This is a genomic window from Paraburkholderia sp. 31.1, assembly GCF_014397645.1.
Lineage (GTDB): Bacteria > Pseudomonadota > Gammaproteobacteria > Burkholderiales > Burkholderiaceae > Paraburkholderia > Paraburkholderia tuberum.
In genome coordinates, this window is sequence record NZ_VZQN01000004.1 from 1 (window position 1) to 22,594 (window position 22,594).

The 22,594-nt window shown below is 63.5% G+C and carries 25 protein-coding genes, 4 pseudogenes and 1 riboswitch; of the genes and pseudogenes, 15 read left to right on the forward strand and 14 right to left on the reverse strand.

Annotated features, from left to right (window positions below):
• Nucleotides 1-1,114: 1,114 nt before the first annotated feature.
• A complete protein-coding gene (locus F6X37_RS37845) occupies nucleotides 1,115-1,477 on the reverse strand; it encodes an SMEK domain-containing protein (RefSeq protein ID WP_410451203.1) in 363 nt (120 codons plus the stop codon).
• Here F6X37_RS37845 and F6X37_RS03335 point away from each other — a divergent pair.
• The 3 genes and pseudogenes from F6X37_RS03335 to F6X37_RS36630 all read left to right on the forward strand — a co-directional run bounded on the left by F6X37_RS03335 (nucleotide 1,406) and on the right by F6X37_RS36630 (nucleotide 3,078).
• Nucleotides 1,406-2,339: pseudogene (locus F6X37_RS03335) on the forward strand (metal ABC transporter solute-binding protein, Zn/Mn family). The gene F6X37_RS37845 and the pseudogene F6X37_RS03335 overlap by 72 nt on opposite strands.
• Nucleotides 2,340-2,567: 228 nt before the next feature.
• A pseudogene (locus F6X37_RS36625) lies at nucleotides 2,568-2,765 on the forward strand (GTP-binding protein); the annotation flags it as partial.
• A gap of 106 nt (nucleotides 2,766-2,871) precedes the next feature.
• Nucleotides 2,872-3,078 (forward strand): GTP-binding protein, encoded by a 207-nt coding sequence (locus F6X37_RS36630; protein ID WP_316251938.1) that lies wholly within the window; start codon nucleotides 2,872-2,874, stop codon nucleotides 3,076-3,078.
• A 57-nt stretch (nucleotides 3,079-3,135) separates the two neighbouring features.
• Here the strand turns inward: F6X37_RS36630 and F6X37_RS03345 are convergent, their stop codons facing one another.
• Genes F6X37_RS03345 through F6X37_RS03360 form a run of 4 tightly spaced genes read right to left on the reverse strand, consistent with a single transcriptional unit; the run spans nucleotide 3,136 to nucleotide 8,238 of the window.
• On the reverse strand, nucleotides 3,136-4,188 hold the full coding sequence (locus F6X37_RS03345) for an iron ABC transporter permease (protein WP_187610315.1): 1,053 nt from the start codon (nucleotides 4,186-4,188) through the stop codon (nucleotides 3,136-3,138).
• A 2-nt stretch (nucleotides 4,189-4,190) separates the two neighbouring features.
• On the reverse strand, nucleotides 4,191-5,198 hold the full coding sequence (locus F6X37_RS03350) for an ABC transporter substrate-binding protein (protein WP_187610316.1): 1,008 nt from the start codon (nucleotides 5,196-5,198) through the stop codon (nucleotides 4,191-4,193).
• Nucleotides 5,195-6,004, reverse strand: coding sequence for an ABC transporter ATP-binding protein (locus tag F6X37_RS03355; protein ID WP_187610317.1), 810 nt, complete (start codon nucleotides 6,002-6,004; stop codon nucleotides 5,195-5,197). Before F6X37_RS03355 ends, F6X37_RS03350 begins: the two co-directional genes overlap by 4 nt.
• Nucleotides 6,005-6,024: 20 nt before the next feature.
• On the reverse strand, nucleotides 6,025-8,238 hold the full coding sequence (locus F6X37_RS03360) for a TonB-dependent receptor (RefSeq protein ID WP_187610318.1): 2,214 nt from the start codon (nucleotides 8,236-8,238) through the stop codon (nucleotides 6,025-6,027).
• Between the two features lie 298 nt (nucleotides 8,239-8,536).
• Nucleotides 8,537-8,602: riboswitch (cobalamin riboswitch) on the reverse strand.
• 320 nt (nucleotides 8,603-8,922) lie between these two features.
• On the opposite strand from F6X37_RS03360, the pseudogene F6X37_RS37850 reads away from it, so the two are divergent.
• Nucleotides 8,923-9,075, forward strand: a pseudogene (locus F6X37_RS37850) (SET domain-containing protein-lysine N-methyltransferase); the annotation flags it as partial.
• Nucleotides 9,076-9,122: 47 nt separating this feature from the next.
• On the opposite strand, the gene F6X37_RS03370 reads toward F6X37_RS37850, so the two are convergent.
• Nucleotides 9,123-9,425 carry a hypothetical protein gene (locus F6X37_RS03370; protein WP_187610320.1) on the reverse strand — a complete coding sequence of 101 codons (303 nt, stop codon included), beginning with the start codon at nucleotides 9,423-9,425 and terminating at the stop codon, nucleotides 9,123-9,125.
• Nucleotides 9,426-9,518: 93 nt separating this feature from the next.
• Between F6X37_RS03370 and F6X37_RS03375 the strand changes: the two genes are divergently transcribed.
• The 4 genes from F6X37_RS03375 (at nucleotide 9,519) to hisI (ending at nucleotide 11,229) form a co-directional block, all read left to right on the forward strand.
• Complete coding sequence (locus tag F6X37_RS03375; protein ID WP_187610321.1) at nucleotides 9,519-9,788, forward strand: hypothetical protein; 270 nt, start codon at nucleotides 9,519-9,521, stop codon at nucleotides 9,786-9,788.
• A gap of 41 nt (nucleotides 9,789-9,829) precedes the next feature.
• Nucleotides 9,830-10,357 carry a Fur family transcriptional regulator gene (locus tag F6X37_RS03380; RefSeq protein WP_143037154.1) on the forward strand — a complete coding sequence of 176 codons (528 nt, stop codon included), beginning with the start codon at nucleotides 9,830-9,832 and terminating at the stop codon, nucleotides 10,355-10,357.
• Between the two features lie 118 nt (nucleotides 10,358-10,475).
• Nucleotides 10,476-10,700, forward strand: coding sequence for a hypothetical protein (locus tag F6X37_RS03385; RefSeq protein ID WP_090804297.1), 225 nt, complete (start codon nucleotides 10,476-10,478; stop codon nucleotides 10,698-10,700).
• 61 nt (nucleotides 10,701-10,761) lie between these two features.
• The gene (gene hisI / locus F6X37_RS03390; protein WP_187610322.1) at nucleotides 10,762-11,229 is read left to right on the forward strand and encodes a phosphoribosyl-AMP cyclohydrolase; all 468 of its coding nucleotides are present in this window, start codon (nucleotides 10,762-10,764) and stop codon (nucleotides 11,227-11,229) included.
• Between the two features lie 13 nt (nucleotides 11,230-11,242).
• On the opposite strand, the gene F6X37_RS03395 is transcribed toward hisI, so the two are convergent.
• The 7 genes from F6X37_RS03395 to F6X37_RS03425 all read right to left on the reverse strand — a co-directional run bounded on the left by F6X37_RS03395 (nucleotide 11,243) and on the right by F6X37_RS03425 (nucleotide 18,382).
• Nucleotides 11,243-12,607 carry a dihydroorotase gene (locus tag F6X37_RS03395; RefSeq protein WP_187610323.1) on the reverse strand — a complete coding sequence of 455 codons (1,365 nt, stop codon included), beginning with the start codon at nucleotides 12,605-12,607 and terminating at the stop codon, nucleotides 11,243-11,245.
• Nucleotides 12,601-13,173 carry a 6-pyruvoyl trahydropterin synthase family protein gene (locus F6X37_RS03400; protein ID WP_090804293.1) on the reverse strand — a complete coding sequence of 191 codons (573 nt, stop codon included), beginning with the start codon at nucleotides 13,171-13,173 and terminating at the stop codon, nucleotides 12,601-12,603. The genes F6X37_RS03395 and F6X37_RS03400 overlap by 7 nt, the downstream gene beginning before the upstream one ends.
• A gap of 16 nt (nucleotides 13,174-13,189) precedes the next feature.
• The gene (locus tag F6X37_RS03405; RefSeq protein WP_187610324.1) at nucleotides 13,190-13,750 is read right to left on the reverse strand and encodes a carbonate dehydratase; all 561 of its coding nucleotides are present in this window, start codon (nucleotides 13,748-13,750) and stop codon (nucleotides 13,190-13,192) included.
• A complete protein-coding gene (cysS, locus tag F6X37_RS03410; RefSeq protein WP_187610325.1) occupies nucleotides 13,747-15,159 on the reverse strand; it encodes a cysteine--tRNA ligase in 1,413 nt (470 codons plus the stop codon). Before cysS ends, F6X37_RS03405 begins: the two co-directional genes overlap by 4 nt.
• On the reverse strand, nucleotides 15,156-16,349 hold the full coding sequence (locus F6X37_RS03415; RefSeq protein ID WP_187610326.1) for a CobW family GTP-binding protein: 1,194 nt from the start codon (nucleotides 16,347-16,349) through the stop codon (nucleotides 15,156-15,158). Before F6X37_RS03415 ends, cysS begins: the two co-directional genes overlap by 4 nt.
• A 140-nt stretch (nucleotides 16,350-16,489) precedes the next feature.
• Nucleotides 16,490-17,710 (reverse strand): zinc metallochaperone GTPase ZigA, encoded by a 1,221-nt coding sequence (gene zigA, locus F6X37_RS03420; RefSeq protein ID WP_187610327.1) that lies wholly within the window; start codon nucleotides 17,708-17,710, stop codon nucleotides 16,490-16,492.
• A 24-nt stretch (nucleotides 17,711-17,734) separates the two neighbouring features.
• The gene (locus F6X37_RS03425) at nucleotides 17,735-18,382 is read right to left on the reverse strand and encodes a DUF1826 domain-containing protein (protein ID WP_187610328.1); all 648 of its coding nucleotides are present in this window, start codon (nucleotides 18,380-18,382) and stop codon (nucleotides 17,735-17,737) included.
• 810 nt (nucleotides 18,383-19,192) lie between these two features.
• Here F6X37_RS03425 and F6X37_RS36355 point away from each other — a divergent pair.
• Together F6X37_RS36355 and F6X37_RS36360 are read left to right on the forward strand one after the other, a co-directional pair.
• The gene (locus F6X37_RS36355; RefSeq protein ID WP_222944748.1) at nucleotides 19,193-19,462 is read left to right on the forward strand and encodes an ArsR/SmtB family transcription factor; all 270 of its coding nucleotides are present in this window, start codon (nucleotides 19,193-19,195) and stop codon (nucleotides 19,460-19,462) included.
• Between the two features lie 13 nt (nucleotides 19,463-19,475).
• Nucleotides 19,476-19,832 carry a hypothetical protein gene (locus F6X37_RS36360; RefSeq protein ID WP_222944749.1) on the forward strand — a complete coding sequence of 119 codons (357 nt, stop codon included), beginning with the start codon at nucleotides 19,476-19,478 and terminating at the stop codon, nucleotides 19,830-19,832.
• 133 nt (nucleotides 19,833-19,965) lie between these two features.
• Here F6X37_RS36360 and F6X37_RS36635 read toward each other — a convergent pair whose 3' ends face one another.
• A complete protein-coding gene (locus F6X37_RS36635) occupies nucleotides 19,966-20,277 on the reverse strand; it encodes a type IV toxin-antitoxin system AbiEi family antitoxin (RefSeq protein ID WP_262419789.1) in 312 nt (103 codons plus the stop codon).
• On the opposite strand from F6X37_RS36635, the gene F6X37_RS37855 reads away from it, so the two are divergent.
• From F6X37_RS37855 to F6X37_RS36650, 5 genes and pseudogenes are all read left to right on the forward strand, one after another.
• The gene (locus F6X37_RS37855) at nucleotides 20,276-20,524 is read left to right on the forward strand and encodes a hypothetical protein (protein ID WP_410451199.1); all 249 of its coding nucleotides are present in this window, start codon (nucleotides 20,276-20,278) and stop codon (nucleotides 20,522-20,524) included. The genes F6X37_RS36635 and F6X37_RS37855 overlap by 2 nt on opposite strands.
• A 126-nt stretch (nucleotides 20,525-20,650) precedes the next feature.
• Nucleotides 20,651-20,980, forward strand: coding sequence for a hypothetical protein (locus F6X37_RS37860; RefSeq protein WP_410451200.1), 330 nt, complete (start codon nucleotides 20,651-20,653; stop codon nucleotides 20,978-20,980).
• 381 nt (nucleotides 20,981-21,361) lie between these two features.
• A pseudogene (locus F6X37_RS36645) lies at nucleotides 21,362-21,634 on the forward strand (Arm DNA-binding domain-containing protein); the annotation flags it as partial.
• 166 nt (nucleotides 21,635-21,800) lie between these two features.
• A complete protein-coding gene (locus tag F6X37_RS37865) occupies nucleotides 21,801-22,082 on the forward strand; it encodes a hypothetical protein (protein ID WP_410451204.1) in 282 nt (93 codons plus the stop codon).
• Nucleotides 22,083-22,084: 2 nt separating this feature from the next.
• The gene (locus tag F6X37_RS36650; protein ID WP_262419796.1) at nucleotides 22,085-22,567 is read left to right on the forward strand and encodes a tyrosine-type recombinase/integrase; all 483 of its coding nucleotides are present in this window, start codon (nucleotides 22,085-22,087) and stop codon (nucleotides 22,565-22,567) included.
• Nucleotides 22,568-22,594 lie beyond the last annotated feature (27 nt).

Here is a 22,594-nt window from a genome sequence, read left to right on the forward strand (position 1 = left end):
GTTTGCCCGGCGCGGCTCTCATCATGGGGCGGGAACCTGTTCCCACAACGACCCCGGATAGATTTGCGCAAGCCCAATTTACGTCAACACCACCTCGCTTGCAAAAGTCAGGCTGACCATAGATTTGTTTTTGAAAGCGCCTGGAAGGTATATGCGTTCCACTAGAACGCAATGTCGAATGAGTACGTTTTCGAGTACACGAAAGTTCGAGCTCCGGAAAACGTACTCACCGCACGCCTGGCATCTTTCCCTCCCCGATAACCGGGCACCACACATGAGGCAAAGTTTGTCCTTCACCACTTTGCCGCTCTATGCCGCATGGCCCACACCGTGCGTCACAAAAGATCGCTGACGAGTTACTGCGCCGGCCTGGCGATCCCGACAATATGCGCCTTAATCTCGTCGCGATCGTAAATTTGAGTTCAGCACAAATTCTTCTGCGTGGCCGCCCCCGTTCACCGACAGGGCTCCTTTGGCAGCAAGCGAGCGTAGGGAACCTGAGGGTTGTGGCTGCCTGGCAGGTTCTCGGTTGCGAGGCACACCAGGCCGACCATGTTCGAATCCGCAGCGGACCGCGCACGGCCCGCGGGCAGCCTGGTCACACCGGCCCTTGGCACGCGAGCGCATCGACCACACGATTTCGCCGCTGAAAACAAATCGATGCGTCGTCTGGCACGGGCGCTGCCCGCCTCGGACGGCGCCATGCTGCAGACGCTCTCCAGACATGGCGCTCGATCTGTGCGAGGCGGGCAGCGCCGGCATCGGCCTGCTGGAACGCAACAGTGACGGCCCCTCAGCCTTCAGATGGATCGCGGTTCCAGGCGCGTGCGTTGGCCTACAGAAACGCCTTGTTAGAGGCTCGCGCCGGCTTTGGGCACGACGTGCATCGCGAGGTCGAATGGGCCGCTCACGACCCACACCGCCCGCATTCAACGCTGAACTTCGTCAGGCTGCCTCACACCTGTTTAGCGGCGCGAGACCTGGGCGTCCGTTACGCACATGAGAGAAGGTTTCGCCGACGGCTTTCCGCTTCAACGTCCTTGAATAGAGAAAGACTCGGCTTGCGCTGCTGTTACTGTTTTGCCGCCCGCGGAGCATCAGGATATAGAGTTTTTCAGGTTTCGGATCCAGCGACGAACTTCTCAATTGCGTCCTTCACCTTCTCGATGCTTCGTGTCGACGTAACCTGCGCCCCTATCTTCCCGTCGAGCGACAAAAGATCAATAGCGGGGTGGTTTGGATTTTCTATGTTCAGTTTCGTGAACGGTCCCCAGCCGCACAGGTCCGATAGCAGATCACACATCAGAGTCTCAGTGAGCCGGGTGCTGTCGAACAGGAACCCTCCGTTCTTGATTTGAAAGACTGGATGAATCTTGTGGACGCCGTGCAGCTTGGCGGGTGGGTCATCTATCCGCTCAGTGTGCTCGCGATCGTGGCGATTGCAATTACATCTATTAGCAAGGAAATTCGTGAACAGGCTTGCTCACGTGCTGTACCCCGTCGCGCTTGCGCTTGCGATTGGCGTCTGCAGCCAAACGGTGGCGGCGGCACCGTCGGTACCCGTCCCGGCCGTGATTTTTACGGTGACGTGGTCAGGCAGCTCGGCGGCGACCACGTGCAGGTCACAAGCATCCTGAGCAATCCCGACCAGGATCCGCACCTGTTTGAAGCCAGTCCGAACACGGCGCGGGCGCTGCAGGGTGCGGCGCTCGTTGTGTACAACGGCGCTGATTACGACCCGTGGAGGGAAAAGCTATTGGCGGCCTCGAAAAGGTCGAACCGCACGACAATTGTCGCGGCACAACTCATGGGACGAAAGTCCGGTGATAACCCGCATCTCTGGTACGACCCGAAGACGATGCCCGCCGTCGCGAAGGCGGTGAATACGTATCTGGTAACCACCGATCCGGCGCATAAAGGTGACTACGATGCTCGCCTGGACCGCTTTCTCAACTCGCTCAAACCCGTCGACGACAAGGTCGCTGCCCTGAAAGCGCACTACGAGCACGTGCCGGTGACAGCGACGGAGCCGGTTTTTGGTTACATGGCGAGTGCAATCGGTCTGGACATGCGCAACGAGCGCTTCCAGCTTGCAACGATGAACGACACAGAGCCGAGTGCGGCGGATGTCGCGTCATTTGAGACGGATTTGACCGCTCGCCGCGTACACGTCCCACAACAGCCAGGCGAGCAGTGCAATGACCCGGCACATGCTGAAGCTCGCGAGCAACTCGCACGTACCAGCCATCAGCGTGACCGGGACTTTACCCGCTGGGAAGAATTTCCAGCAGTGGATGGGTTCGCAACCCGACGCACTATCGGCCGCGCTGAAGCGCTAGCCTGTTGAAGGCTACAGCTCCGCCCAACCGATGCCCGGACGCCCTCTTTCCCTGTCCCATCGTTGACGACGGTGTGGGTGATGCCATTAACGCACGCGCAAGTTCATGACGTTTGCCGTCCGGCAGTCGGGGCCGCGCACTTCTCCGCGCTGGGCGTCACGATGCGCGAAGGCGGTCTGATCGTTATACCCGCAGGACCGAGCAACCTTAACTGACAGGTAATCAATCATGACCGGACTCGCCGACCCGGCTCCCGTTGCCCAGACATTCTTCGTCGACGAGACAGTGCAGGAAAACTACCTGCTCGACGCGATCGTTACAGTCGTCGATGCCAGGCATGGGAATGCACAGCTCGCCGAACATCACGAAGCGCAGGAACAGGTTGGTTTCGCTGACCGTATCCTCGTATCAAAGGCAGACCTGGCCGGCGACGCGCAAACGCAGGCACTGATGCAGCGGCTGCGGCAGATGAACCCGCGCGCGCGCGCTCGACCAGCAGAAGCTCGAAGCCTTCTTCAGCACGATTGTCACGATTTACGGCACGTCGATGCTGCGCTACAAGGGTGTGCTGAACGTGGCGGGACTGGAGCGGCGCCTTGTGTTCCAGGGGGGCCACATCTTCGGCGCCGACCTGGGCACGCCGTGGCGGGAGAACGAGTTGCGGGAAACACAGATCGTCTTTATCGGCAAACAGCTCCCCGCAGACGTCTTCACAGCGGGGCTGGACGGTTGCCTGTAGGCTGGCCGGCTGCGACGTAGCCAGCGGTTCCACACTGGCGACATCGGCGAACGGGAGCTACGCCCGTTCGCCCCGTATCAGCCACACAAGGCACGCACCGCCAAAGAGCGAAGTAACAACGCCGATGGGCAGATCGTCGGGCGCGGCGAGCATGCGCGCGGCCACGTCCGACCAGACCAGCAGCACGGCGCCAAAGAGCGCCGACGCGGGCAACAGCCGAGCGTGGCCGGCACCGACCAGCCGTCGGCACACATGCGGCGCAACCAGCCCGACGAATCCAATTGCACCACTCACCGCGACCATCGCGGCCGTGACGAGCGAACTCACGACGAACACTTCGCGACGCACCCGCGCGACATCCACGCCGAGCGTTGCGGCGGCGACATCGCCACTCATCAGCGCGTCGAGCTCACGCCGGCGTGCGGCCAGCAGCACCATGCCGCCGACGGCGAACGCGGCTGGCGCGCCCAGCAGGTCCCACCGCGCCAGTCCAAGACCACCCAGCATCCAGAACAGCACCGACGACGCGGCGCGCTGGTCCCCAAGATAGAGCAGCAGGTTCGCCAGCGCCATCATCACGAACGACACCGATACCCCCGACAGCAGCAGGCGTTGCGAATCGAGCCGGCCGGCGCGCGCACCCAGCGCGACGGCGAGCGACATCGCCGCGAGCGCGCCGGCGAACGCCGTGGCTGGCAGCGTCAGCGGGCCGAACACGGCGCCGAGCCACAGCGTTGCGGTCACCGCGCCGAGCGTCGCGCCCGAACTCACGCCGAGCAGATGCGGATCGGCCAGCCGGTTAGCCGTGGCAGCCTGCAGCGCCACGCCGACCACCGCAAGCGCCGCGCCGACGACCACTCCGAGCAATACGCGCGGCAGTCGGATCATCCAGACGATCGCATCCTGCGCATCAGCCGGCACGGCTCCAGTTAGATCGCCCGACAGATGATGGAGCAGAATGCGGACGGTCATGCCCGGCGAAACCGGCACCGGTCCGAGCCCTGTTGCGACCATGATCGACCCGGCGAGCACCAGACCCAACAAGGTGAAGGGAATGAGCGCGCCACGACGTGTTCGCGACGCCGGCCTGCCGCCCGATAGCGTATCCATGCTCAGCGCGCCTCCCCGGTAGCGGCACCGGCCAGTGCGCCGAACACCTCCGGATGCAGCCCCCGCGCGAGGGTCTCGACGGCCCCGGCGTTACGCACGCCCGGCGTCGCGGCATCGTAAGGCACGACGATGAAACGGCGTGAGCGCACCGCGTCGACTTTTGCGAGCACCGGATTGCCGGTGAGAAAGCGGATTTTCTGTGTGGCGGTCACGGCGCCATAGTCAACGATGACGATGGCCTGCGGATTGCGTGCGACGACGCTCTCCCAACTGACCTGCGTCCAGCTCTGCTGAACGTCGTCCATCACATTGCGACCGCCTGCCGCGTCGATCAGGGCGGTCGGCATCGCCAGCGCCCCGGCCGTAAACGGCTTGTCCTCGCCGCTGTCGTAGACGAACACGCGCGGGCGCACCGGGTCCGGTCCCAGGGCACGCGACACCGTCGCGATACGCGCCTGCATCGACGCGACAACGCTCGCCGCACGCGCGTCCACATCGAAGATCGCGCCGAGGTTGCGCAGGTCGCGATAAACGTCGTCGAGCGACGCCGCCGGCATCGGCATAACGTGCGCGCAGGACTCCGTGAGCTCGTACGACGCGATGCCGAAGCGTGCAAGCGCCTCGGGCGTGACGGGACCGCCGACGCGCATGCCATAGTTCCAGCCGGCCAGATAGAAATCCGCACCGGCGCCGACGAGCGTCTCGATGGACGGATAGCGGCGCGCCAGTTCCGGGATCCCCGCAAGGCGTACGCGCAGAGACGGATCGTCCGTCTTCCAGCCGCCGATTCCCGTGAACCCCGCCATCCGTGTCCTGAGCCCCAGCGCGAGCATCATCTCCGTCAGGTTCGAATCGTTGCTGACCGCCCTGGCCGGCGCACGCGCGAACGTCACATCGCGGTTGCAGCTGCGCACGGTAACCGGATAACGGTCAGCCTGTGCGTACGATGCGGCTACGCAAAAAATGGTGGCCGCCGTCGCGCGCCAGAGGGAAGTCTTCCTTTTCGTCATGTCCCGGACTCCGGTCCTGTAATCAGCGTGATGCGCGGACGTCCCGTCACCGGGTGCCGGTCGACAAGCGCATCGACGCCATACACCGTCTTCAGCAAGGGCTCGGTTAGTACCGCCTGCGGCGTGCCGCACGCGACGATCTCACCCGAGGCAATCACGTACAGCCGGTCGCAGAACGCAGCGGCGAGATTCAGGTCATGAATCGTGGCCAACGTGGTGATCCGCTGCCGCCGCACGAGGCCGAGCAGTTCGATCTGATGCCGCGGATCGAGATGATTGGTCGGCTCGTCGAGCATCAGCACACGCGGCTGCTGCACCAGTGCACGGGCCAGCAGCGCGCGTTGCCGTTCGCCGCCCGACAGCGAAGCGAACGGCCGCTGCCGGTGCGCGTCGAGTTCGACATCGTGCAGCGCGGCGTCGACGAGCGCTGCGTCCACGGCGGTGTCGCCGTCGAGCAGCCCCTTGTGCGGCGTACGGCCCATCGCGACGACCTCTTCCACCGTCAGGCCGAAGTCGTCGGGCGGGTCCTGCTGTACCACCGCGATGCGTTGCGCCGCCCAGCGCCCGGACTTGACCCAGACGTCGTCGCCGTCCAGCCTGACGGCGCCGCTGTGCGGCCTTGCGTAACGGAACGCACACCGCAGCAGGCTCGTCTTGCCGCTGCCGTTGGGTCCGATCAGGCCGACGAATTCGCCCGGCCGCACTTCGAGCACGATCCGCCGCAACAGGCTCTCGCCGTCGTCCGGGCGTCTCGCGTCCCGCGACGGCGGCGACCAGCGTAGCCCTTCGATATGCAGTGAGGTCATGGCTTTGCCGATCAATGAGGCTAGAAAGTCATCGTCGCGGTGACCCACCCCGAGCGCGGCGCGCCGAGCAGCCATTCGGTGCCGTCGTTCTGCGTGGAGACCGCATAGGTCCGGTTGGTCAGGTTGCGCAGATAGAGCGCGAGCGTCAGGTTGCGCGTTGCGCGCCACGACGCGGACGCATCGACCAGTGTGTACGACGGAATCGACACGCTGTTCGCGTTGTCGCCGAAGCGCCGTCCGACATACTGCACCCCGGCTCCCGCGCGCCAGCCAGGCGCGAACGCCCAGTCGAGCCACACGTTCGCGGTCTGCTCGGGGATGTTGTAGGGCACGTTGCCCGCGCGCGACACGCTCTGACCATCGACCGCCTCGTCGAAATCGTCGTACCGCGCGCGCAGCAGCGCCGCGTTCGCCTCGACCGACCAGCCGCCGCCCAGCCGCAGCGCGCCCGACCATTCGACACCGCGCGACGACTGCCGGCCGACCTGCTCGCTCAGGTCCGGGTTCAGCGGATCGGTGCTCACGAGGTTACGCTTCACGATCTGGTACACCGCGAAGGTCCACGATCCGCGGCCGCCGAGCACTTCCTGCTTGATACCCGCCTCCCACTGCTGACCGGTCGACAGCGTGAACTGACTGTTCGATTGCGACAGCGTAATCAGCGAACTGACGCCGTCGGTGCCGGTCGTGTACTGACCGTACACGGACAGTGTCGGCGTGAGCGAGAACACAAGGCCCGTGCGCCATCCGGTATGGGCGAACGTCCTGTCGAACGACGACGCCGCAGTCGTGGCAGTCGCGAACGTGTCGCGATGCAAGTCGATATGGTCGTAACGCAGGCCACTCACCCACGCGAGCCGCTCGGTCAGCTCGAACCGGTCCTCTGCAAAAAGGGACGCCTGATGCGTGACGGTGCGAAACGCGGGCACGGTCGAATCGGGACTGTCGAACACGCCCGGATCGAAACCGAATGCCGGCACGATCGACGAGCCGCCGTATGGTGAATTGCTTGTATCGACAAACGAGATCACATTGAAGTCCGCGCCGACGACCAGCCGGTTCTGATGGCCCCATGCACGCCCGTCGATCGTCGTGTCGAGCTGGTCGCCGATCTGCCGCTGATGATGGAGGATCTCGATGTAATCGCTGCGCAACACATCGCCATCCGGCTGCAGGGCGTAGCTCTCGCTATCGTGCCAGTGGCGGTTGGTCAGCAAATAATAGAGCTGGTTGCGCACCGTGATGCCGGGCATGGCGTGCCACTTCGCGTTCAGCCGCGTCCACTGGTCGTAATAGGAGATTGCCGAATCGGCGACGTTGTAGTTCTGGTAGCGGAACGCCGGATTGAGCGCACCGTCGAGCACCGGAATCCCGAAATAGCGCGCCGGCTTCTGGCGGCCGTAGTCGTAGTCGAGTGTGAATGACAAGGTCGGATCGACGTCGAGGCGCAATGCGCCGCCGAGCGCCGTAGTGTGCGAATCGCCGCGCGGTACCCAGCCGTTCGAGCGGTCGTCGCTCACATAAAAGCGATATGACAGCATGGGCCCGAGCGCGCCCGTCGTATCGAGCGCCACGCGCTTCTCGCCATAGGCGCCCGCGCCGAGCTGGACCGTGGTCGCGTAGTCGCGCTGCGGCGCCTTCGGCACGACGTTGATCACGCCGCCGATGCCACCCTCGCCATAGAGCACCGACGCCGGACCGCGCAGCACCTCGATCCGGTCGACCGACCACGTATCGAACGGAAAGGTCACCGTGCCTGCGCCAGGATACATGCGCGTGCCGTCATAGAGCGTCGTGATCGACTCCGGCCCGCTGAAGCCGCGCACCGAGACCGACGTGCCGCCATTGCCGGGTGCCGCGTCGGTGGCAAAGCCGGCCGCACGCGTAATGGCCTCGTTGACCGTGGTGTCGCCGCGCACCTGAATCTGCTCACCGGTGAGCGTCTCGACGCTCGCCGGCGTATCGAGGCTCGACAGTCCAAGCCGGCTGCCGGTACGGATCGGCGTGCTCAGGTCCGGTGTATCCGTATGGCCCGATGCCTGGACCTTAACAGCCGGCAGCGTCTGTGCCGGCTCCTGCGCAGATTGCGTGCTGTCTGCCGCCGGGCCGCTGCCGTCATCGGCAAACGCGGACGACGCGCCGATCAGCCACGCGCAGCCGAGCATCCCTGCTGTGAGCTGACGGCTGCGGCGTCGCTGCGTTCGCGACGGCGAAAGGATCGAGATTTTCTTCATTGTCCTGCTCTCTTTTCTTTTTTCTCTGGCGCTACCGTATGCGGTGCGCCTGTTTTTTATGCGCTCGACACACGTGCCTATCCACCATGTCATCGACGCAGTGAAACACCGCACGATTGCCGGAAACACGAACCAGGCATGCCGTGCTGACCGGCGACACTTACCGGGTCAACACAGACGACGGGAGAAAAAGAGGAAGCAACGGGCAGCCGATGCCCGGTGGACACTGACGATGCAGGTCATGACGGTTCTCCTGGGGTTTCGCGCCCCATGACAGGTGAAGGAAGACAAGGCCCAGGTCTGACTCCCGGTTTCAGGAAACCGGTCACAGTGGCGCGACCGCGCTGGATTTGCACCAGCTTCCGGGCTTTGCGTGCGCAATTCTAATCGATCGCACACTCAATTCCGCCGCGCCCCAGCCTGGCTACCGCATGCCTGCCCTTGCAGGCTGCCCGCTTCATGTCCGGGTCATCGCGCCAGCGGTCGGATCGCCCGCGATTCCGGCAGAACGATATCTAACCCGCATCGTAAACGCAACATAGTTGCGATAATTAGAAAAAGGGAACGCTATACTTGAGTCTGCTTCACCGCATACATTCCTGCATTCATGCCCCGCCTGATCCAGATCCGACGCAGTCCCATCCATGGCAAGGGTGCTTTGCCGTTGCCGACATGCCGCGCGGCATGCGCATCATCGAATACAGGGGGGCGCGCATTACCCACGCGGCAGCACGACGCCAGCATCCCGTCAACGCCGAAGACCCGTTCCACACCTTTCTGTTTGCGCTGGGTGACGGCCGCTACTGCATTGATGCGGGCACCGGCGGGAACGCCGTCCGCTGGATCAATCATCGTTGCGCACCGAACTGCGAGGCGGTTGAAGACTACGACCGCCAGGGGATCCTGCGCGTGTACCTCCATGCCGCCGCAGTGAACGATGGAACGAGCTGTGCCATGGCTGTACCCGGCTTGATTTTGCGCTGCTCGATCCAGCCTTCGATGGTCGCCAGCCGGTCACGCCAGCGCGTCGCCGCGCCGACCCGGCAGGCTGGGCCCGTGACGTCGACCGCCTCGCTGCGCTGTTCGACGACTATCGGCCGCGCATCGTCTTCTGCCCGCACGAGCGTGATGGCTCTGCGACGCACATCGGTGTCCACTGGCTCGTATGTGACGCCCTGCAGCACCATACCCACGCCGTCTGGCTTGCGCAGACAGAATTCTGGGGCACGCTTGAGCAGCCCAACACCCTCGTCGAACTCGACAGCTCAAGCGTCGCGACCATGATCGAGGCGCTGACCTTTCACCGTGGTGAAATTGCCCGCAACCCCTATCACCTGCGCCTGATGTCATGGCTCGCGGACAGCGTGCGGCGCGGTGGCGAGGCTGTGTTCGGTGCCGGAATGCAACCGCCGTCCTTCGCCTTCGGCGCGTTGTACCGGCTCGAGCGCTGGGCAGGCGGCCGGCAGACGGCAGTCGGGCGTCCGATGGCCATCGCTGCGGAGGATGGCCTGCAACCGCTGTTCGACCAGGGCATGCCGCCTGGTCCATGACGACGACCATACGACACGCGTGGCCTTGCCCGCGCGGGACGATGTATCATTCCATCATTGGACAGTTGCATCCACGGTCATCCATGCCTACCCGCCACTCTCCGCGCAAACATCCACCACACGCTCCTACCGACTGGCCATCGCGCCTGCGCGAGGCGGGGCTGCGCTCCACCGCGCTTACCGTTGCCGTGCTCGAACGCCTGGAGGGCGCCGAACAGCCCCGTTCGCACGAAGAACTCGCCCGCGATCTGGGCGCCGCTACAGGCGCGGGAAAAGTGGATCGCGTGACCCTCTACCGGATCCTCGACCGGCTAACTGCCGTTGGCCTGCTCACCCGAATTCAGGGATCTGACCGGGCCTGGCGCCATGCAATCGCAGAGCACGAGACCTCCACTGGTTATTTCGAGTGCGATCATTGCCACAACATTTCTGCGCTTCCGGAAGATCCGGAACTGGCCGGTGTGCTCGCCCGGATAGAGCGCAAGCTTAGCCGCCGCGGCGTTCATAGCACGAACTCTGCCGTCACGATTCACGGTACCTGCCGCGACTGCTCGACCCACGGCGTGTGAGCACGCAGGATCATTGCACCTGATTCGGCGGGTCCGAAATCAGGTTATTAACGCCACTTTGTTGCATTAATAACCAACCCTGCTACCATGGGATTTTCCGCTGGCGCCCGCCGTACCCATGACCTCGCCGATTCCCCAGAGCTTCGATGACTGGCAGCACTGCATTGAGCACGAGTGCGGCATCACGCTGACACCGGCGTTCATCCAGGCACGGCTGGCCGTACTCGGCGACCCCGACAATGCCGAGACACAGCGGTTTGCGCGGCTCTACGGCGAAGTGCACCTGCAAAGGGTACTGGGCTGGTTTGCTGCCGCGCTGGAAAACACGTCACTTCGGGCATGATGCATCGGGTGTGAACCAAGTGCCTCGTCTGCTGACCGCCCCCCAGGAGAATCTTCCCATCATGACTGCCTCGCTTCAATTCGCTCCTCGCACATCCGTCGCCGAAGTCGAGGAAGGTCGCTCGCTCTCGCCCACATTTGGCCCTGATGGACTGATTCCCTGCGTCGTCAGTGATGCGGGCAGGGACGACGTCCTGATGGTCGGCTATATGAACCGGGAAGCCCTTGCGCGGACGATCGAGACCGGTATCGCCCACTACTGGAGCCGCAGCCGCCAGACGCTCTGGTCCAAGGGTGCGACGAGCGGACTGACCCAGCGCGTAGTCGAGATGCGCATCGACGACGACCAGGACGCGCTGTGGATTCGCGTCGAGGTGGCGGGCAGCGGCGCGAGTTGCCACGTCGGTTATCGCAGCTGTTTTTACCGCGCGGTTAACCTGCCCGAAGCAACCTTGCGGTTCACGGAAGGTGCGAAGAAGTTTGACCCCGTCGCCGTGTACGGCGACGCGCCCAATCCCACGCAGCTCTGACAGCTTCCGGGCGTCATACCGGCGTGATCGCCATTGCCCTGTCGAAGCGGACCGGCTGTCCCACTGGGTATCCCTGCACGGCGTCATCGCGCATCACCACACGGCCACGAATGATTGTGGCGACCGGCCACCCCGTCACCCGCATGCCATCGTAGGGCGTCCAGCCACAGACGCTTGCGATCCAGCGGTTCGTGATTTCGCGCTTTGCCTTGAGATCGACGAGCGTCAGGTCGGCGTCGTAGCCCACGTTGATGCGTCCCTTTTCCGCTATCCCGAACACCCGCGCCGGACCCGCGCTCGTCAGTTCCACCAGACGCTGCAGCGACAGCCGTCCCTCGCTGACGTGATCGAGCATGACCGGCAATAACGTCTGCACGCCCGGCATGCCGCTGGGTGACTGCGGGTACGGGCGGCCCTTCTCTTCCAGCGTATGCGGAGCGTGATCACTGCCCAGCGTGTCCACTCGTCCCTCCCGAAGCGCGCGCCATAGCGCCTCCCGGTGCCGGGCCTCGCGGACCGGCGGGTTCATCTGCGCAAGCGTGCCCAACCGCTCATAACATTCGGGCGCACACAGGGTCAGGTGGTGCGGCAATACCTCGACTGTCACCCGGCTGCGGTGCGACGCCAGCAACGCGATTTCTTCCGCCGTCGAAACGTGCAGGATATGCAGCGGCCGTCCTGTTTCGCGCGCCATGCCGACGATCCTGCGCGTGGCATCGAGCGCGCTGTCCACGTCACGCCAGCGCGGATGGTCGCGCACGTCGCCCGATGCTTCTGCGATTGACCGGCGCAAGCGCAGTCTCGCCTCGTCCTCCGCATGCACGGCCACCCGCCGCCGGCCGTGCTCGAGGATGCGCCGTAGTACAACGTCGTCATCCGCGAGCAGATCGCCGAACGAGCTGCCCATAAAAACCTTGATGCCGGCGCAGCCCGGCAACGCTTCCAGGGGGCCCAGCTCACCAGCGTTGACGGACGAGCCACCGATGTAGAACGCGATATCACACCACGCGCGTCCCGACGCTGCCGCGATCTTCCGTTCGAGGTCGTCGCGGCGCAGCGTCAACGGACTGGTGTTGGGCATCTCGAAAACGGCCGTCACGCCACCGAGCACCGCGCCTCGCGTGCCCGCTTCGAGATTCTCCTTGTGCTCGAGGCCCGGTTCGCGGAAATGGACCTGTGAGTCGATCACGCCAGGCAGCACGTGCAGGCCGTATGCATCCACGACCTGGTCAGCGCTCCAGCCGCGCGCGTCGATCGAAACGATCCGGCCGTCAACGCAGGCAATGTCCGCCTGCCCACTTCCTTCCAATCTGACCACGGTACCGCCGCGCACGAGCAGGTCGGCATGACGGCTGGCGGCGCCCATCGACGTCAGCATGCCGGTGCGCACGCCACAGCGCTGGTCAGTTCATCCAGGATACCGGTCGTCGCCTCCCGGCGCACGGCATCCGAGAATCCGATCAGGGCGGGACTGACCAGCCCCATGCGCGGATTGTAGGCATCGCGCCGGAAGCACTGTGCGTAGCCGGTCGCCGTCTCATGCACGATCACCGACTGGACCGTGACATCCGCCTCGCCGTTACGCATCGGCATCGCACGCATCACCACATCGACCAGCACGAAGAACACGCGCGAGAGCTGCTCCGCGCTGGGCGACACCGGCAAGGCAATCCAGCGCTGCGAATGGCTACGGCACATCTCCATGTACGCCGGGTCGTCGCAGTTCCAGAACACGAGCGTATGGTCGAACGCGTCCACGATCTCCCGGACCTCCCCCTTGAGGAGGCCGAAGTCATAGACCATCTGGCCGTGATCGAGCGCATCGGCCTCGAGAATGATCTCCACGCGATAGGAATGGCCGTGGATCGACCATGCACAACGATGCGATGACGCATGCCGCACGACATGCGCACCTTCAAACGAAAACAGCTTGCGGATCAACATCAGTCATCCCCTACGGTCACAATTCGTTCGCGATGCGGCGGTATCCCTGAACGAGCCTCACATTGGTCTGGGCGACGTCCTCGGAGAACTCTGACGCACTGGCAGTCACCTTCGGAATCGTCGACAGGTCGGTGCCCGGCCCGATGCGCTGGGTCGACGGCACGTAAAAGCCTGCGGGAAGGTTGCAGCCGTCAACTACGGCATTGTGGCGGACCACACAGCCTTCACCGACGGTGCAGTTGAACAGCACGCTGTTAAAGCCGATAAACACACGGTCGCCGACTTCGCAGGGACCATGCACAATCGCGCGGTGAGCGATCGATGTATGGCTGCCGACCGTTACCGCAGCGCCCGACTTCGAGTGGATCACAACGCCATCCTGGATGTTCGAGTGCGCGCCGATATGGATCGGTTCAATGCCGCCCTGCGCATCCGTCTCGTCGGCACGGATCACCGCGTACGGGCCGATGAATACATTCTCGCCGACGATGACCCGTCCGCACAGGATGGCGGTCGGATCAACAAACGCGCTTTCGTGGACCACAGGCAGGTCCCCACGTGGATTTTTGCGGATCATGCCAGGACCCCGTGACTTCGGTGCCAGACTGTCCCTTCCAGCGTGTCCTCGATCTGGATACCGGCGCGCAGCAACTCGTCGCGCAGCGCATCGGCCTCCCCAAACGCGTACTGCCGGCGTGCCTCGGCGCGGCGGGCCACGATTGATTCCACCCACGCGTCTTCCGTGACGGATGTCGCGTCGATACGGCCGCGCAGTGCCACCAGTGCCTGAGCCGGTTCCTGCTGCAGCAGGCCGAGCAGTTGTGCGGACGCCAGCAGGCGCGCCTTCGCCCATTGCTGCGCCGATCCCTGGGAAGCTTGCTCAAGATCCTCCAGCAGCCGATACAGACGGGCGAGCGCGCGCGGTACGTTCAGGTCATTCGAGAGGGCCGCCTCCACCTCGCTGTCGGGTCCGGTCCCAAGATGCGGAAGCCCCGAGACGGCATCGAGCGCCATATAGGCCCGCTGCAGCGTCCGGCATGCCGCCTGTAGCCGCTGCACGCTCCAGTCGAGCGGATGACGGTAGTGGGTCGAAAGCAGCGCCAGCCTGAGCGCCTCGCCGGGCGCGTGCGCGAGCAGATCGCGCACCAGCAGCACGTTGCCGAGCGACTTCGACATCTTCTGGCCGTCCACGGTGACGAAGCTGTTATGTACCCACATCCGGCAGTACGGCTCACCATCGTGCGCGCAGACGCCCTGCGCGATCTCGTTCTCGTGATGCGGAAAGATCAGGTCCTGGCCGCCACCGTGGATGTCGATGGTACGTCCCAGATGTCGTCCGATCATCGCTGAACATTCGATGTGCCATCCCGGGCGGCCGCGCCCCCATGGACTGTCCCAGCCCGAGATGTCGTCGCTCGAAGGTTTCCAGAGCACGAAGTCGAGCGGATCGCGCTTGTATGGCGCCACTTCCACCCGCGCCCCGGCAATCATGTCCTGGGTGCGGCGCCCCGACAGCCGGCCGTACTCCGTAAAGGACGGGACATGGAACAGTACGTGCCCTTCCGCCACATAGGCGTGTTTCCGTTCGATCAGGGTTTCAATGAGCCCGACGATGTCGGGGATATGCTCTGTCACGCGCGGCTCGATATCCGGTGGAAGGACGCCGAGCGCCTGCATGTCCTCGTGGTACGCGTCGATATACCGCGACGTGACGTTGCCGATCGGCACGCCGTCGCGGCGCGCCATCTCATTGATCCGGTCATCGACGTCCGTGAGGTTGCGCGCATAGAGCACGGAGCGGTAGCGCCTGCGCAGCAGCCGCACGAGCACGTCGAACACGACTGCCGGCCGTGCGTTGCCGATGTGCGCGTAGTTGTACACGGTGGGACCGCACACGTACAACGTGACCGCATCGGGCATGCCGGTCTGCAGCGGTTCCCTGCGGCGGGTCAGCGTGTTGTAGAGCGCAATGGGGAGCCTCGTCATCCGGAATGCGCCTCCTGCGCACGGATGGCGCCCACCTCGCTGAACAGCCGGAAAGTCGATTCGACCGTTTCACGTTCGACCGCGCGGGTAATGAACACGATCCGCGAACGCCGGTCCTCACCCGGCCAGGCGTCGAGCGGCACCGGCGGGTGAAAGACGTGCTGTACGCCATGGATGACGATCGGCCTGTCCTCGCCTTCGACATTCAGAATGCCCTTGATCCGCAGCATCGACGGCCCCATCAGCGACAGCAGCACGTCGAGCCAGTCGGTCAGTACCTGCTCCGGAATGGGCTCCTCGACCGTGAAGCAGAACGCGCGGATCTGGTCGTCGTGCCGGTTGACGTCATGTGCATGGTCATGATGCGGGTGTTCACCATGCTCGTGCGGCTCATCGGCATGAGCTTCCTGCGCTTCGTGATCGCCGTGTCCGGGCCCGTCACCTTGCGCATGCGCAAGGTGATCCACATGATCGTGGTCGTGATGGGCTCGGCCGTCGTGATGTCCATCGTCGCCTGAACCATACTGCTCTTCGGCGAGCCACCGTTCGACGTCCGCAATCTTGCCGTCTGCCGTGAAAAGACCCAGGTCCAGTATCCGGCTTGCCGCCAGCTCGCCGTGACTGACGCGGATAATGCCCGCGGCCGGATTGATCGCATGCAGCCGATCGGCAAGCCGTTCCAGCGTCTCCACGTCCACGAGATCCGTCTTGGTCAGCAGCAGCCTGTCTGCCATCGCGGCCTGTTTGACCGCCTCGGCGTGCGCGTCGAGCGTCGCCTCCGCGTTTCGCGCATCGATCGTCGTCACCAGCCCATCGAGCCGGTAGCGCTCGCGCAGGTCGCGATGCGTGGCCAGTGTATGCACAATCGGCGCCGGGTCCGCGAGCCCGGTCGTCTCGATCACCACCCGGCTGAACTGCCGCCGACCGTCGCGCGAGAACCGCCAGTGGATATCCTTGAGCGTGCGGACCAGGTCGCCCCGGATCGTGCAGCACAGGCAGCCGCTGCTCATCTCGACCACGATGTCCTCACGGCTGTGGGCGATGAGCATGTGATCGAGCCCGATCTCACCAAACTCGTTGATGAGCACCAGCGCATCGGCCATTTCCGGCTGCTGCACCAGCCGGTTCAGTACCGTCGTCTTGCCACTGCCAAGAAAACCCGTCAGCAGCGTTACCGGAATCAGGTCCATCGCGCACTCCCCGTGTGGTATGTCCAGCTTTCCAAGATCTAGCGGTTGTGCCTGGGTGCCCGTACGGGACCCGCGCCCCCGCCGCGTCGGGCGTTGCCCACCACGCTGCGAACGACGTGTCGTCGCGCCGGCTCGCGGGGTCATACCGCGCCTTCTTCCTCGGGCACGCGGCCGCCCCACGCAGGGAACGGGTCGTCATACTGCGTCCATGCCTGCGGACCTTCAGCCATTTCAGCGTCGGTCAGCAGGCACGCATCCAGGCGTTGGCGCAGTGCCGGCTCGTTCATGTCGACACCGATCAGTACCAGTTCCTGGCGCGCATCGCCGACGTCCGGCTCCCAGTTGCGGTTGATGAATTCGAGGGATTCGGGATCGGTCGGCCAGTGCGATTTCGGCACTGCCGCCCACCAGAGGCCCGCCATGCCGTGGCGGCACACCGCGCCCGCCTGCGACCACGAGCCCGCGTGCGTGGGACGGCTCGCGAGCCAGAAGAACCCCTTCGAGCGCACGACGCCCGGCCATTCGCTGTTGACCAGCGCCCCGAAGCGCTCAGGATGCATCGGACGCCGTGCGCGCCACACGAAGCTGCGGATGCCATATTCTTCCGTCTCGGGCGTGTGCTCCCCGCGCAGTTCCTTGAGCCACCCCGGCGCCTTCGACGCTTCCTCGAAGTCGAACAGCTTCGTATCCAGTACGCGGGCGAGCGGCACGCGACCGAATTCCGAGATCTCGATGCGGGCCCGGGGATTCAGACTGTGCAGGATCGCCATCAGTCGCTCACGGTCAGCAACGCCGATCAGGTCGGCCTTGTTCAGCACAATGACATCACAGAACTCGATCTGCTCGATCAGCAGGTCAACGACCGTACGCTCATCTTCATCGCCGAGCGATTCTCCGCGCGACTGCAAACTGTCCTGTGAGCTGTAGTCGCGCAGGAAGTTGAACGCGTCGACTACGGTGACCATCGTATCGAGGCGTGCGACATCGGACAGGCTCTGACCGCTCTCGTCGGCAAACGTGAAGGTCTCGGCCACGGGCAGCGGCTCGGAGATCCCGGTCGATTCGATCACGAGCTGGTCAAATCGTCCCTCTTTCGCCAGGCGGTTGACTTCGAGCAGCAGGTCCTCGCGCAGCGTGCAGCAGATGCAGCCATTGCTCATCTCGACCAGCTTCTCGTCGGTGCGCGAGAGCTGCGCGTCACCGTCACGTACGAGCGCGGCATCGATGTTCACCTCGCTCATGTCGTTGACAATGACGGCGACGCGCCGCCCTTCCCGGTTGTTCAGAATGTGATTGAGCAGCGTCGTCTTGCCCGCGCCGAGAAAGCCTGAAAGGACCGTAACCGGCAGTCGTGCATCCATGAAATGACTCCTTGTATTTCTGTATCAGGGGATATCGATCGCAACCATGACGCGGGGGCTGGCGCCGGGCGACATCGCCGGCGAACGGTGAATCGCCCCGTGCGAGCGCGCATCGGGCCACCGCTCGCCCTTGAGGACGGCAACGGTGAAGGTGGGAATCTCGTGAACGCACGCACTGTCGGGAATCAGGCCCGAGCGCCCGTCCGGCAGGCCGCCGCTGTCCGGCCCGAGCCGGCTGCGATCGGCACACCGGCCCTCAAGATATTCGGTGCCGGGGCCCCGCCACGTGCATAGCAACCGCGCCGGCACGTTGTCCACGTGAAAGCGCGGGCACGTCGTCTGCCTTGTTACCTCAATGCGTAGCCTTGCACTGCGACTGTCGAGCAGTATGCAGAGCGTCGCCGCAAGCGTTGACAGCTCGCGCCCGAACACCGCGCCCCCCTGCAGCCGTGGCCACGGGCCATCGACCACCGGCTCACCCTTCTTCCACTGCGCCATCCAGCGTGCGGAATCAATACCTGAACGAACGACGGCATCCAGATAGCCGCTCACGCGCGCGTCGCGTAATCGCGCTGCCCACGCGATCTCACGCAGCGGATCGTGGATCGCCGACAGTTCGCCCGCCAGGTTTTCGTACGCCTGATCGCAGACGTCGGCTTCTTGCGCATGCATCACAGCTTCCTTAATCGGGTACTGCATAGGGAGCGGGCTTGCGATGCGCTCCGGCACATCGCCCGAATTATACACAAACGCAACTATGTTGCATTTGTGAAGGTTGATGGGATTGTGCGGATTGCGCGTATGCGCACGTATTGAGAGGTGACAGCAGGAACCGATCCGTCGCGTCGCGTAACAGAATGGCCACCGGCTGGATGACGGCATGTGGCACATCCCGTGCCGACGGGGCCGCGTCGACGTTGCCCTGAAAAGGGGGGAGACATGCGCCGCCCCCTACTGCCGATGCATGTCCGGCGGCCAGGCTAGAACTGTCAACGCAGCCGTCGCGTTGGCAAAGCCACCCAGGCGTCCGCCTGACTACTGGGGCCCGGCATGCGCCCGCGCGACCGGCTGCGTGCTACATGCACGCGAGGGATATGTTCAGGTCGATAATCGGTACGCCAACCATGGGATCCACAGGATTGTTCATCCGGAAGCCCGCTGATTCGACACAGTTCGGGCGCTCGCGAAAATCTGGGGGCAAGACGCCAGCTGCCGCCACGGTGGTCGCGCCCGGCGTACTGCCTTGAACTGGTGCATAACCGCCAAATCCCGCAGATCCACTGCGGCCATGCCATCCAGCCCGCATTGGCAACGGGACCTGTTGGGCCCCTACTTCCGGCGAAAGCACTTGACAGTCCCGCAGAAGCCTTTATCATTCTAACGAACTATAGATTGATAAATATGACGCCTGCCTGTACTCACAACTGTTCGGACCGGCCACCCGTTGCCGCTTCGCCCGCCCAGCTCGAAGCGGCCGGTGCGATGTTTCACGCGCTGCGCGATCCCGCACGCTTGCGGCTGCTTGTCCTGCTGTCGCAGGGCGAGCGTTGCGTCACCGAACTTGTAGGGTTTGAGCAGGCCAAGCTGGGCAGCATTTCAGCCCGACTGAAAGTGCTGCATGCCGCCCGGCTGGTGAAGCGCCGCCGGGAGGCTAAGCATGTTTTCTACGCCCTCGCGGACGAGCACGTCCTGACGCTTCTTCAGAGCGTTCTGACCCACGCCGCCGAGCACCCCGAACCTGCATCATCCTGACGGAGCAAACACCATGGCCACCTGCAACGAACCGCACCACGTTCACCACGACCACCAGCACGGTCCGCACTGCGGACATACGGCGATCCGGCATGGCGATCACGTCGACTATCTGCACGACGGTCATCTGCATCACCCGCATGGCGACCACGTTGACGAACACCGCCTCGAGGTGAACACCACCAACCCTGATCGTTGCACGCCCGATCATCAGTGCGGCGGACATGAGCCGGGCCACGTGCATGGCCCAAGCTGCGGCCACCCGGCCGTGCCGCACGGCGATCATGTCGACTATCTCGTCAACGGACATCTGCACCACCCGCACGGCAACCACTGCGACGATCACGGACCGGTCAGCATCGTTCAGTAACTTCGCATCGAGCTATCCGGCGGAATGTCCGACGTTCGTCTGACCGGCCGGCGTCCGATGCAGGGCCGCCGGTGCGACGGCCTGGCCAACAAGCCCATCCGGCTGCCCCTTGGACGGGCGCAGCAGCTTTTCCTCACAACGCGCAGGCCGCAGGTCGAGGCGCTGTCACGTTGATGAGATGGCCGAGTAAGAACGCGTGATAAAGAACGAAGAGGCGCTTTATGGTGGTCACCGCTTTCCGGTAACGGTTATCAGTTGCGTGGTGCGCTGGTAGAGCGGGATCCGCACGCAAGCGGTGACGCTTCGCGAGTGCCATCGTCACATCCGGTCTTGCCGACGGTTCGACATAAAGCGTTTGCGCGGCCGGCCGAAGCTGCCCTGTCAGTTTTGCGGCAGCAACCTCCCCGCCCCACCACGCCTGCCTGCCCTGCAGGGAGCTCGGCATGCTGCCACCACGATGGATCGCCTACTGCGAACCGTTGCACGTTGAGCTTCGGCAGCAGGCGAAGCGGATGGTTGATCGCCCACTCTTCCCTGAGCGCCGCAGGATCGAGCAATCGCCGGTCGTCCGTGCCCGCCAGCAAGCCGCGCTCACGCAGGTCGTCCAGCACACTGCCAACTGTGCCAAGCGCCACACCAGCCGCTGCCGCAATTTCCCGGTATGGACGGTTAAGCAACTCTGGAGCAGATAACAGCACAAAAATCATTCTGAGCGCAGAGGCGCTCGCGGAGATGGCGGGCTTCCCCGATTTCGATGTCAAACGCCTGATCTCGGAATTCGCGGGCCTGCCTGTTACAAGTCTGTACTGGCCAGGCGCGTGCACGTACAGATTACCGGCCAGATCGATGAACTGCAGGTCATGCTCGACGCATTCCTGCGCCAACGCGAGCGTCAAATAGGCAGTGGCCAGCAGGACTGGAAAAGCCGCGGTGCGGTTCTTCGCCACAAGGACGCTCACTTCCGCCCGCGATCTTATCCGGCCTCGGGCCGCGAGCGTGTATTGCTGGACCACGCCGTTCACATCGAGCGTCAGCTTCCCCTCCTTGGTCAAACCATCACTTCGCCCAGCCGGACGAAAGCCGATAACACTCAATGGAACGCGGCTGCGCCGGGTTGCGTCGCTGATAAGCTGGTTCACACTTTATGAACGCATAAAAAATCTGAACATCCCCTGACTTCCCTGCGGCACGTGTGGGCGCGGGGGAACCGTAACCTGAAACATCCATCACTGTATCGTCGACCCAGCGTTGCGTTTGCGCAAAAAGCGTCACAATTTCAAGCGAGCCGCAAATGAGTACATAAAGAAGTACGTTTTAAGGGCGATTTTGAAAAATAATCGTTAACAATCAATGCACTACAAGACAAATGCGAGTCCTCTCCTGGCACCACAAGTTCTTCCGGCGTAAGCCGGAGTAGTTCGAGAAACCCGGTAAGATCAACGTCTTACGGGGTTTTTTGTTCTCTACGGATCCCTTGCGTTCCACTGACATCGACGATTTTTGCGTATCCCAGATTCGGGGGCAAACCCATGCCCAGACGCGTCGAACCGAAGTCAGAGTTGGTGATCCGTGCCGCCAGAGCTCTCGACCGTTCCTACCTGCTCGCGGATGGAAACGGGCTCGCGCTGAGGGTCCAGCCGAACGGCACCAAAACCTGGCTGTTCCGCTATCGACGACCGAGCACGAGCAAGGAGAACTTCCTCAGCCTCGGGCCCTACCCCGATATCACGCTCGTTGATGCGCGACGGTCGGCCACTACCGCGCGCAATCTTGTACGCGAAGGCACCGATCCGGTCGAACATCGCCGCGCCGAGTCCACCGCACGCAAACGCGTAGCCGAAGGCTCCTTCCATCTCGTGGCCCAGCGCTGGCTCGACTTCAAACGCAAGGAATGGGCAGACGAAACCCTACCGGAAGGCGGAGTTTGTCGTACGCGAATACCTGACTCCTGCGCTCCGCAACAAGCCCATCTCAACGCTCGCCACGCCAGAGGTCAAACCCATACTCGAAGCGATCGCCTCCCACGCGCCCAACCTCGCAACCAAAGCACGGCAATATGTCGGCGGCATCGTGACGTACGCCGTCCAGAACGGACTGCGCGAAGATGGCGCCGCCTTGACACTCCGCGGCGTTGTGCCACGCCACAAGAAAGGCCACATACCAGCGATTACCAAGCCTGCGGACATTGCTCCCCTCGTCGTGGCTATCAATGCCTACAAGTCGCGCATCACCCGCGCCGCCCTCAGCTAACCATGTTGACCGGCCTTCGCCCAGGTGTGGTTGCCGCAGTGCCGTGGGATGAGGTGAATCTCAAGACAAGGGAATGTCATGTCGCGGCCGAGCGGATGAAAATGCGCCACGATCACATCGTGCCATTGCCAACGCGGGCAATCGCCGCTTTGAACGGGTTGCAGGCACTTACCGGAAAGGGTCATTACGTGTTTCCGTCACCAGCCCGTCAAAAAACGCCTCATTTACATCGGGACCCGTTGAGCAAAGCATTGCGGGAAATGGGATTTCAGGGAAAACATGCAGCGCACGGATTCCGCGGCATGCTTCGTACGGTCGGACGAGAACGGCTCGGCATTGATATAGATGTACTCGCGGCGCAACTGGCGCACGCCAAACGTGGCGACGTGCAAAAGGCCTACGACAGAACAACGTCTGACGACGATCGTCGCAGGGTCATGCAGGAATGGGCCGACTACATTGATCGACTATTGATTTTTCCGTAAATCATGACAAGTTTGAGCGTCTCAAGC